This window comes from Methylocaldum sp., assembly GCF_039794385.1.
Taxonomy (GTDB): Bacteria; Pseudomonadota; Gammaproteobacteria; order Methylococcales; family Methylococcaceae; genus Methylocaldum.
In genome coordinates this window covers 1-16,667 of the sequence record NZ_JBDIVO010000016.1, presented here as the reverse complement: position 1 = coordinate 16,667, position 16,667 = coordinate 1, and the positions used below count along the sequence as shown (strand labels likewise).

4 protein-coding genes are annotated in these 16,667 nt (G+C 61.6%); all 4 read right to left on the bottom strand.

Annotation, left to right across the window (positions count from 1 at the left end; genetic code table 11):
- Positions 1–47: 47 nt before the first annotated feature.
- Positions 48–5,909, bottom strand: a complete 5,862-nt coding sequence (locus tag ABJK70_RS02820) for an amino acid adenylation domain-containing protein (RefSeq protein ID WP_347257370.1) — start codon at positions 5,907–5,909, stop codon at positions 48–50.
- Positions 5,896–7,161, bottom strand: coding sequence for a PepSY-associated TM helix domain-containing protein (locus tag ABJK70_RS02815; RefSeq protein WP_347257369.1), 1,266 nt, complete (start codon positions 7,159–7,161; stop codon positions 5,896–5,898). Before ABJK70_RS02815 ends, ABJK70_RS02820 begins: the two co-directional genes overlap by 14 nt.
- A 2-nt stretch (positions 7,162–7,163) precedes the next feature.
- Complete coding sequence (locus ABJK70_RS02810) at positions 7,164–16,319, bottom strand: amino acid adenylation domain-containing protein (RefSeq protein ID WP_347257368.1); 9,156 nt, start codon at positions 16,317–16,319, stop codon at positions 7,164–7,166.
- A gap of 10 nt (positions 16,320–16,329) precedes the next feature.
- Positions 16,330–16,667 (bottom strand): cupin-like domain-containing protein (locus tag ABJK70_RS02805; protein WP_347257367.1); only part of this gene is annotated, 338 nt, incomplete at its 5' end.

The following is a 16,667-nucleotide window of genomic DNA, read 5'->3' as shown; positions in this document are numbered from 1 at the left end:
TATGCAGCCAGCCACGACCTCGAATTTCTGCAAATCGCTTATTCGTTTTACTCGGCGCTTAAAAATTGAGTACTCAAAAGATATGAAAAATAGGTACTCAAGAGATCGGCATCTATTCGGCAACACGAAATTCCGCTGCCGGACAAACAGCTCAGGGTCTTTTCGCAATCGAATCGCTGTTCGATATGTTTGAACTTAACATCCTCCTCCGGCTTACCATTCTCGAAATAAGGTAAAAACGGGTATAGAACATGCGCTGGCGAGCCTAAGACCACCTTGAACATCTCCCTTTTCCATTCACCGTAATCGAGTAATTTCATTGGGTATCCGAGGCGATCGACCAATCGCACAAAATCGGTTACCGGCAAGGGATTTGGGTTAACCAGGTGAAAGGTTTTGCCCAGGGATTCGGCCCGACGCGAGAGATACACGATGGAGCGGGCGGCATAATCGACCGGCGTCATGTCGATCCTCTCAATCATGCGGGGCAGTTTGCCCAGTTCGATGCAGGTTTTGAGCAAGCGGCAATGAAAATCGTCGGTGCTCCACGCTCCCGTGCGGCTATGCCCGGTCACGGCACCCAACCGGAAGATCATCACTGGGCAGCCGCGCGCCCCGGCAGTTCTGATCAGTTGTTCAGCCACCCATTTGCTTTGGGCGTAGCCCATGGTCAAAGCCGAGCCCGGCTCGGGAACATCGTCTTCGTCGAATCCTCTTCCGGGAGGGCTTTCAGCCTCTCCGAAAACTGACAGGGTTGAGGTGTAGTAAACCGGTTTCTGTCTGACCGAACAGGCGAGTCTCAAGATCTCCCGGGTGCCCGATACGTTGGCTTGTTTCAGTGCAAAATAGGGCTGGATCAGGTTGGTCAGGGCGCCGTTGTGGTAAATGGCATCGATTCGCCCGGCCAGATCAGCGAAATCCCGTTCCGAAAGGCCGAAACGCGGCTCCGCCAGGTCGCCGCAGATCGGCACAACCCGTGCCCGGTCGATCGAATCGGCCAGACCATACCGGTCCAGATGGCTGAACAGTTTTTTTCCGGCCTCGTCCGTGTTCGAGGCTCGTACCAGGCAGTAAACCGCCGCCGGAGTTTGCTTCTGGATTTCTTCCAGCAGGAACGCCCCGACGAATCCGGTAACTCCGGTCAACAGTACCGCGTTGCAGTCCGCTTCGGCCTGCCGGGCGAAGCGCGGACAAATGGTTTCATCCAGAACGGCTTCGGCGCGCAAATCCGACAGTCCGCTCTCCGGGATTCCCGGCGCCATCGCGTTTTCGGCGAGAACGGGTTTCGCCGCGCACCATCGGGTCGCTTCTCTCAAACAGTCCAGGTATTGCTGTGCCAGGTTTGCGATTGTGGATCGGTAATAGCGGTGTCGGCTGTAACTCCACTCGACGTGCAGGCGTTGATCCAGGATGCGGGCATTGATGCTCAGTTCGCCGGGGCGTTTTCCCCGTGGGTCGAAATCTCTTCCGCCGGATTCCGGGGCTAGGACGAACGCGGCCTCCTCTCGCAAGGTCGCGTCGAGCTGGCCGAAATAATTAAAAGTGACCCGGGGTTCGGGATAAGCCGCCAGCCGTCGGGAAATCTCCCCGCTGCCGAGGTAACGTCCTATGCCGTAGGGGAGCCCCTTGTGCGGGATGCGGCGCAACTGCCGTTTCACCGAATCCAGGCATTCGGCGAGCGATGTTCCGGCCGGCAGGCTCAGCAGCACGGGGAAAAGGCTGGTAAACCAGCCCACCGTGCGGGATAGGTCCACGCCTTCGAACCGATCTTCGCGGCCGTGGCCTTCCAGGTTGATGAGGACCTGGCGGGTTTCGCTCCCGGAGGTCAGAGCGTACGCCAGGGCTCCGAGCAAAATGTCGCCGATGTCGATTCGTTCGGCCGAAGGGATCCCTCGCAACAATAAACGGGTGTTTTCCTCGTCCAGGGAAAAGGCCAAGATTTCGGTGGCCTCTTCGGAATTGTCCCCCGTGGGCATGTCCGGCGGCGCGGGATCGACGTATTCGCGGGGCGCGTGCAGCCAGTAATCCAGTTCCCGCGCCAAAGCCTCGGATCGGGCGTGATCGCGCAGACGCTCGGCCCATTCCTTGAAAGAGGTGGTTTTAGCCGGCAAGGCGACGGTTCGCCCCTCCATGAGCTGCCGGCAGGCAATGTACAAATCCTCGATCAGGATGCGCCAGGACACGCCGTCCACCACCAGGTGATGAATCGTCAATAAGAGGCGCGGATTCTGCCCCTCCCCCAGATCGAACCAGACCACCCGTATCAAGGGGCCTTCCTCCAAATTCAAGCTGCCCTGCCGGCAGTTGCTTTCATCTTCCATCCGGGCCTTCCGATCAGCCGCCGGCACGCCGCTCAGATCCACCCGTTCGAACACCGCGTGATCCTCTTGCGGAAGACCGGTCTGGTGCCAGACATCGTTTTCCCGCCGGAATCGAAGCCTGAGTGCGTCATGATGGGCGAGCAGGTGCTTGGCGGCTTTGTCCACCGCCACGGGAGATAGCGGCGCTCGCATCTCCAGGAGAACCGACTGGTTCCAATGGTTATGATTGACCAAATGCTGTTCGAAGAACCAATGCTGGATCGGCGTCAGCGGCATCTCGCCGGCTATCGCCCCCTGCTCGACCTTAATCTCAGCCGTACGGCCCAGCTCCGGAGCCAATTCGGCGATGGTCTGGCACTGAAACAGAAGGCGCGGATTGAGGTTCGAACCGGCTTCGCGGATGCGGCCGACCACCTGAATCGCCCGGATAGAATCGCCGCCCAGTTCAAAGAAATTGTCATGGATGCCCACCCGTTCCATCCGCAACACCTCGGCCCAGATGCGGGCCAGCAGTTCTTCGTCCGCTGTGCGCGGCGGCACATACCGTGCGGTGAAAGCGTGTCCGAACTCCGGCGCCGGCAGCGCCTCACGGTCCACTTTGCCGTTCGGGGTCTGCGGCAGTATTTTCAATACCACATACGCCGCCGGCACCATGTACTCGGGCAACCCGGCCTTGAGCGACGCGCGCACGGATTCAATGACGAGATCGGCCTCCCCGGTTGCATCCGTACCGTCGCGAAGCACCAGATAAGCCACCAACCGCTTATCGGCGGGGCGGTCTTCCCGCACCAGTACTACCGCCTCCCTCACCTTAGAATGCGCGAGCAATCGCGCCTCGATTTCCCCGAGCTCGATCCGGTAGCCGCGGATCTTGACCTGATGGTCGATCCGCCCCAGAAATTCGAGCGCGCCGTCAGCCCGGTAGCGGGCCCGGTCGCCGGTCCGGTACAAGCGGGTGCCCGCGATAGGTGAAAAGGGATCGGGGAGGAAGCGCTCGGCGGTGAGTTGCGGCCGCCCGTGATAACCGCGCGCGATCCCCGGCCCGCCGATGTACAGTTCGCCCGGCACGCCGACCGGAACCGGGTTGAAATGGACATCCAGCAGGTGGATTCGGGTGTTGTCGATGGGCCGGCCGATGGGTACCGGCTTTCCCGCTTCGGCGTCGGCGGGCTGGACGGCGTGAACGCTGCTCCACACGCTGGCTTCGGTGGGACCGTATTCGTTGTAGAGACGAACCGATGGCAATCGCCGGTAATGGTCGGCGGCGATTTGGGCAGGACAAGCCTCGCCGGCCACGATAACAGTAGTGAGACTGGCCAGTTGTCCGGTTTCGGACTGCTCCAGCAGCAGGCCATACAGCGAAGGCAGGCACAGCAGATGACTGACCCGTTCCCGGACGATCAGCCGCGCCAGGGCCGACGGGTCGCGCCGGTCCGCCTCGGACGGAAGGCACAGCCGCCCGCCCTGCCCCAGGGTCCAGAAAATCCCCGCCACCGAGCTGTCGAAGGCGTAGGAGGAGAGCAAGAGGAAACTGTGCACGGATTCTTCGTAGTACGCGAACCGGGCCGCAGTGGAATGAACGGCATTGCGGTGGCTGACCACGACGCCCTTGGGCCGGCCGGTGGAACCGGAGGTGTAGATCAGGTAGGCCGGGTGGTCGGGATGGCAGTCCGCCTCGGGAGCATGATCCGGCTGATCGCCGAAAGTCTGCCGATCCAGGCAGAACAGTTCTGCACTGCTCGAAGACAAAGCATCGGCGTGGCCCGCCCGGGTCACTACCAGGGATGCGCCGCTGTCGGCGAGAATGTCGAGCCGGCGCTCCGCGGGATAGGCCGGATCGATCGGCACGTAGGCGGCGCCGGCCTTGAGAATAGCCAGGAGGGTCGTCACCAGATCCAACCCCGGTTCCAGACAAACGCCGACCCGGACTTCAGGAGCGGCGCCGCGCTGTCGCAAGGCATGGGCCAGTCGGTTGACGCATTGGTTTAGCGCGCCGTAGCTGAGGGTTTGTTCGCCGTGGACTATCGCCACGGCCTCCGGGGTCTCGGCGGCCTGGGTTTCGAACCGGCCGTGCAGCCGACTGTCCGCCACCGGGACCGTGTCCGTGGCGTTCCACGCGGCCAGTTGCCGCTGCTCGGCTTTCGTCAGCAGCGGCAGTTCGCTCAGGCGCGCCTGCGGGTCGGCGACGATGCCTTCCAGCAGGATTTGCCACTGTTCGGCCCAGCGGGCGACGGTGTCTTCCCGGAACAGTTCGGTGCTGTATTCGAATACGCAGTGCAGGCGTCTTTCCCGCTCCGATATGCTCAGGGTCAAATCGAATTTGGCTACCGACAGGTCCAGCTCCTGAGCTTCCACATCCAGGTCCGGCAGTTGGAGGCTGCCGCTGAACGCGTTCTGTAACACCAGCATGACTTGGAATAGCGGGTTGCGCCCCGCTTGCCGCACCGGTTGCAGTGCTTCCACCAGTTTTTCGAACGGCAGTTCCTGGTGCGCTTGGGCACCCAGTACCGTTTCCCGCACCCGTCCCAGCAGTTCGCTGAAGCGCGGATTGCCGGAAAGGTCGGTGCGCAGCACCAGGGTATTGACGAAAAATCCGATTACGTCTTCCAGTTCGGCCAGCGGGCGGTTGGCGACCGGGTAGCCGATACACAGGTCGGTTTGCCCGGTGTGCCGGTTCAGGAAAACGCCAAAAGAGGCAGCCAGGATCATGAACAGGGTGCTGTCGTTACCGCGGCCAAGGCGCTGCAAGGCTTCGCTTAGGGATTGAGGCAGATCCAGGCAATACGTTGCGCCCTTGCCGGTAGGTATCGCCGGCCGCGGCCGGTCGGTCGGCAGCTCCAGCGTCGGCGGAGCGCCGGCCAGCCGTTCCCGCCAGTACGCCAGGTGTGTTTCCAGCCGGTCCCCTTGAAGCCGGTTTCTTTGCCAGACGGCGTAATCGGCATATTGCACGGGCAGTTCCGGCAGGCTGACGGCATAGCCGTCCCGCAGAGCCGGATACAGGGCGGCGAATTCCCGCACCAATATGCCCAATGACCAGGCATCCGCAATGCTGTGGTGCAGGACCAGCACCAAGGCGTGGTCCGTCGGTTCCAGCCGGACCAGGTGCACCCGCAGCAGCGGCCCGGCCGACAAGTCGAACGGCCGTTGCGCCAATTCCCGAGCCAATTCATGCAGACCGGCTGCGCGCCGTACTTCCGGCGAATCGGTCAGATCGACGCGGGATATATCCAGCCTGCCCGCTGTCCCGATTACTTGGCGCGGCTCGCCTCCTTCCGCCACGAACCGGGTACGCAGAACTTCGTGGCGGCCCACGATCCGTTCCAGACTGTCCTGCACCGCCGCCATATCCAAGCCGCCACGAATGCGCAGCAGAAAACCCAGGTTGTACAGCGCGCTGTCGGGCTCCAGAGTCCACAAAACCCAGAGCCGGCTTTGGCTATCGGACAGAGGGGCATCTGTCGCGGAAAGCCGCGGTATGGCGCACGCCTGTTTTGCGGTAGACGAAACACCGCGCAGCTGTCTTTCCAACAGCGCCCGCTTGGCCGGGGAAAGCCGGGCACGCGCGGCGAGCGGATTATCGGCATTCATCGCGAACCTCCTCGGATGTCAAAACGGAAATCGGCCGGACCTTCGTTTCATGCTCTCGATCTGCGGCTCGCGTGACCCGGCGGGCCTGCCGCTTTCTCAGCCAGTGGATCAGACCTGTGACGTAGAGCACCGAGGGGACGAGTCCGGTGGCGCAGACCAGAATGCGCCCCGGCAGCCCTAGGGCTTCGCCGTTGTGCAAGGGCCACATGAGGTTGAGGAAGGTTTCGCCGGCGGTGAAGGCGTTCGGGTCTTCGATCTTCAGAACCTTCCCGCTGTACTGGTCAATCCAGACCTTGCTGCGGGGGCGGCGGATATTCGCCTCGCCGTCCTGGCGCTTTTCGACGGCGTAGTAACCCTCGGGCCCATCCGGGGTGGCGATCCAGCGCAGTTCGGCACCGGGGAATACCTGGTCGGCGACCGCCACCGCCTGATCGATGGAAATGGGCTCGGCACCGGGTGAGGGGGTCGATTTCAATTCCGGCGGATTCTTGAACGGTTCGGCGCTCACCGGCGACAACCAGGCCACGACCGGTCTGATCCAATCCCGGTAGGCAAACGAGAAGCCGGTGAAGGCCAGAACCAACAGCACGACGGCGGCGTAAACGCCGAAGGTCTTGTGCAGGTCGTAGTTCAGCCGCACGGCGCTTGCGCCGCGCTTGAAGGTGAGGGCTTGCCGCCACTTGCCGCCGCGAGGCCACCACAGATAGAGCCCCGTCGCTATGGAGACGAAGAGGAAAACGCCGAGAAAACCGACGATCTTGAAACCGATTCTGCCGGCTTCCGCCGAACCGAATTTGCCCAGCAGCAAGCTCGCGTGCAGCTCGTAGACTAGGGTCGTCAGCGTGTCGCCCCAGAACCGGCTGCTCAAGACTTCGGCGGTGTAAGGATCGACGTCCACCATGAGCGGCGCATACAACTTATCGGCCGATTCGTCCGGTTTCGGATAAACCGCCCGCAGGATCGGTTGTCCGGGGCGCGGCATGAACACCAGCCAAGACCCGGTGCGGCCCGGATGGGCCGCGCGCACCGACGCCATGATGTCGTCCAGCGGACGGTACGGCCCCTGAGTCTGCTCGATCCGCAGCTCGGGATTCAGCAGGCCGTCCAGCTCGAGGTAAAACACGTTGAGACTGCCGGTCACGCCCAGCACCACGAACAGGAAACCGACCGTCAGGGCCAGGTACAGATGGACATCGAGCCAGAGCTTGCGCAAGTGCCGGCGCGGGGTGGCTGTTTTGAACTCGGCCGCCATGATTAGAGTACTTCCTCGATTTCAACACATTGCAGCAGGGACTCGGCCTCGTCGTCGGACAGCGCGTCGAGCTTTTCGATCAGCGCTTCCTCGACCAGCAGCGCCAACCGTGCCACGGTGGGCGCCTCGAACAGGCTGCGCAGGGCCAAATCGATCCCGAACAGAGCCCGCACCCGCGACAGCACCTGGACGGCCAACAGCGAGTGTCCGCCCAGGTCGAAAAAGTTGTCCGTAATGCCGACCCGCTCGATGCCGAGCACCTCTTTCCAGATATCCGCAAGCCTTTCTTCGGCGGGATTGCGCGGCGGAACGTAATGGTGCTCTCCCTGGCTGCAAGCCTCCGGCTCCGGGAGGGCCTTGCGGTCGATCTTGCCGTTCGGCGTCAGCGGCATGCGCTCCAAAGTCAGGAACTGCGACGGAATCATGTAGCCGGGTAAGGCTCGCTCCAGAAACTCGCGGAGCATTTCGCCGTGCAAGGCAGAGGCGGCCGGCCCGACATCCGCTTTCGTGCCGGGCTCGGGTACGACATAGGCCACCAGACGCTGCGCTCCGCTGCGATCCTCCCTCGCCACGACCACGGTCTGTTTCACCAGCGGGTGCTTGAGGAGCTGCGCCTCAATCTCGCCCGGCTCGACCCGGTAACCGCGGATTTTGACTTGGTGGTCGATCCGCCCCAGGAACTCGATCACGCCGTCGGCGCGATAGCGGGCTTGATCCCCGGTCCGGTAAAGCCGCTCGCCGGGCTCGACGGCGAACGGGTTCGGAACGAAACGCTCGGCGGTCAGGTCGGGCCGGTTGAGATAACCGCGCCCCACGCCTACGCCCGATACGCACAGTTCCCCGGGAACGCCCGCGGGAACGGGCCGCAGCCAAGGGTCCACGATATGGAGCCGCACGTTGGGAAGCGGCCGGCCGATCGCCATGACGGTTTCGGTCTCCTCGGGCTTGTCGGCGATGAAGTGATAGGCGACGTCGTCCGAGCACTCCGCCGGACCGTAGGCGTTCAGCAAACGCACATGGGGATGGCGTTCCATCCAGTGCCGGCAAAGTTCCGGAGGGAAAGCCTCGCCGGTGGGGAGAAGCCAGCGAAGCCGTTTCAGTCGTGACGCCGATTCGGGTACGTCGAGCAGTGCACGGATCAGGGACGGGACGGCTTCCAGGACGGTCACGCCGCGCGCCGCGATTTCCTCGAGCAAAGATCCCGGATCGTGGACGACCGGGTCCGGCAGGATTTCCACCCGAGCGCCGCACAACAATCCGGTGAGGAACTGCCAGACGGAAATGTCGAAGCACTGGGACGCGGTCTGAGCGATCACATCGGCCGCGTTGAGATCCATGGCCGGTATCTTGCTGAGCAGGTTGTTCAGCATGCCGCGGTGCTCCACCATAGCGCCCTTGGGCATGCCGGTGGAGCCGGAGGTATAGATGACGTAGGCGAGCCGCGCCGGGTGCGGCGGAGGAAACGATGGTTGCCCGGCGGCCGGGAATGGGGCCGATTCCAGATCCGCGAGACACAGAAAAGCCGTTTCGGCCTGGATCGCGGAGCCGGAGTCGTCCGTCCCGGCGGGTATCTCGGCGGGCGAAGCCCGCTCTGCCAAAAACCACGCGCGCTCCGAGTGCGCGTTACCGGCCAGCAGCAGGCCGACGCGGCTCTCTCTCAGGATCTGCGCCAGCCGAACATCGGGATGGGCGGGGTCGAGCGGGAGATAGGCCCCGCCCGCCTTGAACACGGCTACAATCATCGCAATAAGATCGATGCCGCGATGGTCCAGCAGGGCGACCGGCACGTCGGGCCCGACGCCTCGTACCGCCAGCGCCTGCGCCAGTCGGTCAGTGCGGGCATCCAGTTCAGCATAGGTCGCCCGCTGGCCGGCGCAGGCGACCGCTATGGCGTCCGGGGTACGGCGCGCTTGAGCCGCGAATCCCAGAGAGAAATCGGAACAGGCGGGCGGAGCCGAGACTGTCCGATGAACCTCATCGATCCAGTGCCGCTCCGCTTCGGTCAGAACCGGCAGGTCGATCAGCCTGGCGCCGGGATTGCGGATCATTCCCTCCAGCACGCGCTTGAAATGCCCCAGCATCCGTTCGACGACAGCCCTGTCGAAGCGCTCGCGCTGATAGGTGATTTGCAGGTGAAGCTTCGGCCCCGGTATGACGACGACGGTAATCGGATAATTCGTATGGGTACGGTTCTTCTCGTAAGCGATTTTCAGCGCGTGCTTTTTCTCCAAAAGCGCCTGATCAATCGGGGCGTTTTCGAACACCAGCAGACTATCGAACAGCGGCCGGTCGTGGGACAGGCCGATCCAGGACTGAATCGTCACCAGCGAGGTGTATTCATAGCGTCGGATATCCAGATTGTGCTGGAGCAGCTGCTCAAGGAAATCCGCTACCGGCAAATCCGGCGCCACTCGCACCCGCAGCGGCAGGCTGTTGATGAACAGTCCGAGAATTTTTTCCGCGCCCGGGAGTTCCGCCGGACGCCCGGCCACGGTGACGCCGTAAACCACGTCGTCGCGACCGCTGTAGTGACTCAGCACCAGAGCCCAGGCCGCCTGGAGAAATGTGTTGGCGGTAACCCGGCGGCGCTGCGCCAGCGCTGCGAGGGCACAGGTATCGGCCTCGGTGAGGAAGTCGATCGCCTCGTCCATTTCGCCCGCGACGCGCGCGTTTTCCGCGACCGGACGGTCCACCGAGAGTGGAGTGGGTTCGGTAAAGCCATCCAAATCCCGGCGCCAGAACGCCTCGGCGCTCCGGCCGTTCTGCCGCCCGAGCCAGGCGATATAGTCCCTGAAAGGCGGCGTCCGTCGAACCGGCAAGTCCTGCCCCCCGATCAGGGCTTCGTAATTGGCCAAGAAATGGCTCAGAATCTCCGAGGTGCACCACTCGTCCAGCAGAATGTGGTGGTAGCTGCGGACAAACCGGTAGCGAGCCTCCTCTAAGCGGAACAGGCGTATTCGGAACAGGGGCGCCCGATCGAAATCGAATCCTTCACGCAGTTCCTCCGCGAGCAGCCGATCCATCCGCTCTCTGCGCTCCTCGTCGGAAAGGTCGCGCCAGTCGAAATATTCGAAGGGAACCCGGACCTGGCGGTGAACGATTTGATGAGCCCGTTGCCGGCTTTCCCAAAAAAACGAGGTACGCAGGATAGGATGATGATCCACCACGCCCTGCCATGCTTGCCGGAACGCTTCGGCGTCCACCGGGCTCTCGATTTGATAGCGATCCTGCATCAGATAGATGCCGGAATTGGGATTGAGCAGGCTGTGGAACAGCAGTCCCTCCTGCATCGGCGTCAGCGGGTAGATGTCTTCGATATCCGGATAACGGGACAGCAAAGCATCGAGTTCGGCCGGGTCCAGTTCGGCTAACGGGAACTCGGAATGCAGCCCCGCGTTGGTCCGGTCTTCGCTCGGCCGTTCTTCACCGTCTTCTTCCTCGCTATCGGCGCGCTTCGCGGCTTCCGCCAGCTCGGCCACGGTTTGATATTGAAATACCATGCGCGGCGTGATCGGCCATCCTGCCCGATGAGCGCGGCTCGCCACCTGGATCGCCCGGATGGAATCCCCGCCCAGCGCGAAAAAGTTGTCGTGGATGCCGACCCGCTCGACTCCCAGCAAATTCGCCCAGATGTTCGCCAGGCATTCCTCGGCGGGATTGCGCGGCGCCACGTATTGATCGGCGAGTTGTTGACCGAGGTCCGGGACCGGCAGAGCCCTGCGGTCCAGCTTGCCGTTGGCCGTCACCGGGAAGCGGTCCAATCGCATGAACGCTGCCGGGATCATGTACGCGGGCAGGACTTCCTTGAGAAAGGTTTGCAGCGCCTCGGCCGGGGGAGCCGGCTCCCGGGCACTGGTCCAATAGGCCACGATTTGCCTTTCGTCGGCGTTTTCTCCCCGCACCGCCACTACGGCGTCATTTATGGCCGGGTGCTGCCGCAGCCGCGCCTCGATCTCGCCCAATTCGATCCGAAATCCGCGGATTTTCACCTGGTGGTCGATACGGCCGAGGTATTCGATCGTTCCGTCAGACCGGTAGCGGGCCAAGTCACCAGTGCGGTAGAGGCGGCCTGAAACCTGAGGCGTGAGCCTCAAGGCTCGCGAAGGGAATTCTCGGGAACCCGATGCCTCCGGTCTCAAGCCTCTGTTCTCACGTCGTACAAAGGGATTGGGTACGAAGCGATCGGCGGTCAGGTCGGGACGGTTTAGATAGCCACGGGCCAATTGAATGCCACCGATGTAAAGTTCGCCAGCAACCCCTACTGGAACCGGGTTAAGGCGATCGTCCAGCAGGTAAACTTCTGTATTGGCTATGGGACGGCCGATGAGAACCGTGGGGTCGGCTCGGTTCCGGCCGCAATCCCATGCGGTTACATCAATAGCCGCTTCCGTGGGCCCGTAAAGATTGTGAAGCTCTGCGGCTGAGATTTCGATGAAGCGCTTTCGCAAATCCGCCGTCAAAGCCTCGCCGCTACAGATGACCCGGCGCAGAGAGGCGCATCGATTGAAATCCGCCAATTCGAGGAAGGCGCCCAGCATGGACGGCACAAAATGCAGCGTGGTGACCGAGTGCCGCTCGATCAAATCAACCAGCCGCTCCGGCTCTCGATGGTCTCCCGGCGCAGCGACAATCAGGCGGGACCCTGCGATGAGGGGCCAGAAAAATTCCCACACCGAAACGTCGAAGGTAAACGGGGTTTTCTGCAACACCGCGTCAGTCGCATCCAGCCCGAAATAATCCTGCATCCACAGCAGACGGTTCCGCACCGCCTTGTGAGGTATTCCCACTCCTTTGGGACGGCCGGTGGAACCGGAGGTAAACAGCACATAAGCCAACATTTCCTCATCGACGGGCAAATCCGGGTTGTGCTGGGGGGCGTCGGCAAAACCAGCTAGTTCGGCGTCCAGAGTCACGAGCGTCCCGGCAAAAGCCCTGAACTCACGCATGAACTCGGGTTGGACCAGTATCAGAGAAACTTTGGCGTCGCTCAGCATCCCTGAGAGACGTTCGCCGGGATAGTCGGGATCGAGAGGAAGGTAGGCGCCGCCCGCTTTCAGGATGCCTAAGAGCCCGATCACCATTTCCGGAGAACGGCGCGCACAAATCCCGACCGGAGTGTCGGGCGCAATTCCCGCTGCGATCAAAGCGTGGGCCAGACGATTGCTGCAAGCGTTCAATTCGCGGTAGGTAAGCTGCCGGTTCCCGAAAATAACGGCGGTCGCTTCGGGAGTTTTTTCCGCCTGGACTTCGAACAGTCGGCTAAGAGTTGACGTTTGAGACCGGAAACTGGGGTTCGCGGTCGCGTTCCACTCGACCAGCATCCGCTGACGTTCGGATTCCGACAGCAGAGGAAGATCGCCAATAGAAGTCAGCGGATCGGCGGCTATGCTCCTTAACAGGTTTTCGAAATGGTGGGCCAAGCGGGCGATAGTGGCCGGCTCGAACAGATCGCTACGGTACTGGAAGGAAAACAGCAGCTCCTCATCACACTCTGCGGCCATGAGCTTTAGATCGAAATTCTCGACCCGCTCCCGAATTGCCAGAGAGTGCACCGGCCAGTAGCCCCCGATCAAAGTCTCCCCATCCTCCCCGAGGGCGATCTGTGCGAGTTCGCTGCCGACGCCAGTCTGGGCCTGCTGCAACACGAATAGAGTTTGATAAACCGGCCAATGATCGGCGTTACGCGGGACGTTCAGACGTTCTACCATGAGCGAGAACGGATAGTCCTGGTGCTCCAGCGCGCCGACCAAAGCGTCGTGCACTTCCGCCAGATAGCTGGAAAAGGGCTTATCCTTAGCGGGGTAGCTGCGCAGCGGGACCGGATTGACGAAGTTGCCCACGACGGATGCAAAACGGACCTGGTTCCGCCCAGCTATGGGAACGCCCACGATCAGGTCAGTTTGATGGGTGTAGCGATGGAGCAGGACCTTGTATGCAGCCAGCAACACGGTAAAGAGCGTCACGCGGCTCCGTCCGACCAACTCTTTTAGCCGACTTGTTTCATCTCGGCTTAGCCGAATTACCACCGAAGCGCCGCAGTAGCCCGGAACCACCGGCCGCGGATGGTCAGTAGGCAGAGCGAGGATCGGGAGTTCTCCAGCAAGCTGCCCCCGCCAGTAATCCCAATCCGACTCGGCACCCGGGCTCTGCAGGTAGTTCCGTTGCCAGGCAACGAAAGCGGCGTAAGTGGAAGCCGGCGGCCGATTCAAGTCCTGTTCTCCGCCTGTATAAACGCGCGACGACGAACGACGCTCCTGTCGTAGCCTGGATGAAGCGCCCGCATAATCCAGGGATATGGAGCCCTGCCCTTCCCGGATTACGCTGTGCTCTGTCCGGGCTACCGGTTCCGAGTGGATTTGTTTAAGTTCGTCGACGAGGATGAGGACTGACCATAGATCCAGGGCGATGTGATGGGCGCAAAGCAGGAGAGTATGCGGAGAGGCTTGAGTCCCTAGGCTATGGGCTATAGGTTCTTGGACATCCGAAGTCTTGAGCCTGAAGTCCGGAGTCTTGGTTCCATGTCGATAGAGGACCGCCCGGAAGACCGGACCTCGTTCCAGGTCGAAGGGTTCGCGGATGCGCCGCGCCATGTCGTCCTGAAGTTCGGCTTCCGACCAGGACGAGACATCGACAACGGTAAAGAAATCGGGCAGATCAGACAGCGGCAGTACGCATTGAACGACCTCGTCGCCTTCCATGCGATAGACCGTGCGCAGCATTTCGTGCCGCTCCGCCAGGCGGTCGAAGGATCGCCGCAAGGATTCCGCGTCGGCACCGTTTTCGATGCGGAGGGCTAGATGCAGGTTGTAGACGATGCTGTCCGGCTCCATGTGCTGCATCGCCCACATGGCAAGCTGGGTCGAAGAAAGGATCGAGGCTAGAGACTCGAGACTTGAGGAAACGGAGACTATTGCCTGTTCCTTTTCATTTCCTACAGCCTCCAGCCTCAAACCTTCAGCCTGACCGGCAAGAGCTTCGGCCACCTCCGTCACCGACCGGTCGGACAGAAATAGCGTCAGCGGGGCTTCGATGCCCAACAGATTGTCCACCGTGTGCTTCAGTTCGACGGCTTTAAGGGAATCGAGTCCGCATGACCGCAAGGGTGATTCCATGGATACGGCGGACTCCGTAATTTTCAGCAATCTGGAGATCTCGCCCCGGAGAAAGCCGGCGATCAGTGGCGCGCGCTGCGGCTGAGGAACCGCGAATAAGGCTTCGCGCAAGAATCGATGGAGTTGCTGCGGCGCTTCCGTGTGGCCGTTGGACTTGGGTAAACCCTCTCCTCTGTCCACTTCTTTCGGAAAGGAAATCGTATCCGTATTCGCCCATGCACCATCTCCAGACTTCGCCACGATCGGCAGGCGACCTTCCAAGTAGGCGTCCTTACAGGCCTGACGGCGCAATTTTCCGCTGGAGGTTTTGGGGACTCCGCCGGGTGGGACCAGGACCAGTTCGGACGCGGTCAATTCACAAGCCTCGGCGAGGGTGCGCCGCATGGATGCGAAAACCGCTTCGTAATCGGCTTGGCGTATAGCCTCGCGGCTCAGTTCCGCGACCACGACGAGATGTTCCTCGTCCTCGTGGGTAACAGAGAATGCGACACAGCCACCGGGACGGAGGTTTTCCTCGGTATCGGTCAGGACATGTTCGATGTCTTGCGGGTAAACGTTCCGGCCTCGAATGATGATCAGGTCCTTGATACGCCCAGTGACATATAGCCGGCCGTTGTCGAGCATTCCAAGGTCGCCTGTGCGGAGAAATGAGACTTCAGGCTTTAAGCCAGAGGCCAGAGACCGGATTCTGGTAGTCTGGGGGCTATGGTCTACAGCCTCTAGCCTCGCCCTGAAGGTGTTCTCGGATTCTTCCGGACGGTTCCAATAGCCTTGCGCCACGCTCGGTCCCGACACCCAGATTTCGCCTTCCTGGCCCCGCGGGCACAGTGACCCCGTGGCCGGGTCGACGATCCGGACAGTATGACCATCAGCGGCGAAACCGCAGGAAACCAAGCTTGAGACTGGAGATCCGAGACTCGAGGAATCGTCGAGATCGGTCCTGTCAAACTTCTCCTTCAGCCTCGAGCCTCCAGCCTCAAGCCTCGCTCCTGTTACAAACAGCGTCGCCTCCGCCAGACCGTAACAAGGAAAGAAACTTTCGCGGCGAAAGCCGCATTCGGCAAAGGCTTTGGAGAATCGCTCCAGAGTGGCGGCACGCACCGGTTCGGAGCCGTTGAAAGCGAGCGTCCAGCAGCTTAGGTCCAGTTCGCGTTTTTGGTCCGCCGTCACCTTGCGGACGCACAGGTCATAGGCGAAGTTGGGCCCGCCGGACGTCGCGGCCCGATGTTCGGAAATGGCCTTGAGCCAGCGCACCGGCTTTTCCAGAAAGGCCATGGGGGGCATCAGGATCGCGCTGGAACCGACATAAAGCGGCTGGAGAATGTTCCCAATGAGACCCATGTCGTGATACAGGGGTAGCCAGCCGACCACGGTGGAATGTTCCGTATGTCCGAAGCCTTGCCTTATGGCTTTCTGATTGGCGAGCAGGTTGCCGTGGCTCACCATCACCCCCTTGGGGTCGCCGGTGGAACCCGAGGTGTATTGCAGGAAGGCGAGGCTTGCCGGTGCGAGTGCGGGTCTCCTCCACCCATCGGCTTGGTCGGAAGTTAAGGTATCAGTAGTAAGCCAACGGTGGGGTGCGCCGTGAGTACCGCCGGCAAATTTAGTGCTCGCAGCGTGTTCTACGAATTCATCGCGGAGTTTGGCGGCGAGTTCCGCCGTGGTCATGATGATCGTGGGTGCGGCGTCGCGTATCACGGCCTGGAGACGCGGCAGATGCTGACGGGTCGGAGGATAAGCCGGCACCGCGATGGCCCCGGCATACAGGCAGCCAAAAAAGGCCTCGATATAGTAGAGCCCTGGCGGATACAGCAACAGCGCCCGTTCTCCGACCATGCCCATGGCCTGAAGCTGGGCCGCGATGGCGCGGGCGCGCCGGTCCAGATCCGCGTAGGTCAGCCGGCCGTTTTCGATTTCGCCGTCGCCGAGAAAGACGTATCCTTTTCCTGCGGCATTTTCGTTGGCTCTTGCACCCAGCAGATCGACCAGGTTGGAGCAAGTCGTCCCAACATTTCCCATCACTCCGGATTTCTCGAAGTTGCGCACCGCAGTCTCCTTATGAAACGTAATTCAGATATGAGCGGCACCAGGGGAGTACCTGCTCGGCGGAAATGCCGGCGCACAGCCCGAGGGCGATTACCGCGTTGTAGTACACGTTCTTGAGCGGCATCCCTCGTCCCAATGCCAAGATTCCCTGAACGGAGCTTTCGCGGGTATGCCAGTCCACGTTGAAGGAGATGGCGCAGTCGAGACTGCGGACGTGGTGCAGCATTCCCGGGGGCATGTAAAGCATGTCTCCCGGTTCCACGGTGCACTCTCGAACCTGCGCCTCCCGAAAAAGCGGATGGCGCACGAAATTCGGGTTTTCGGCGTCCACTTCGCACCAGCGCCACC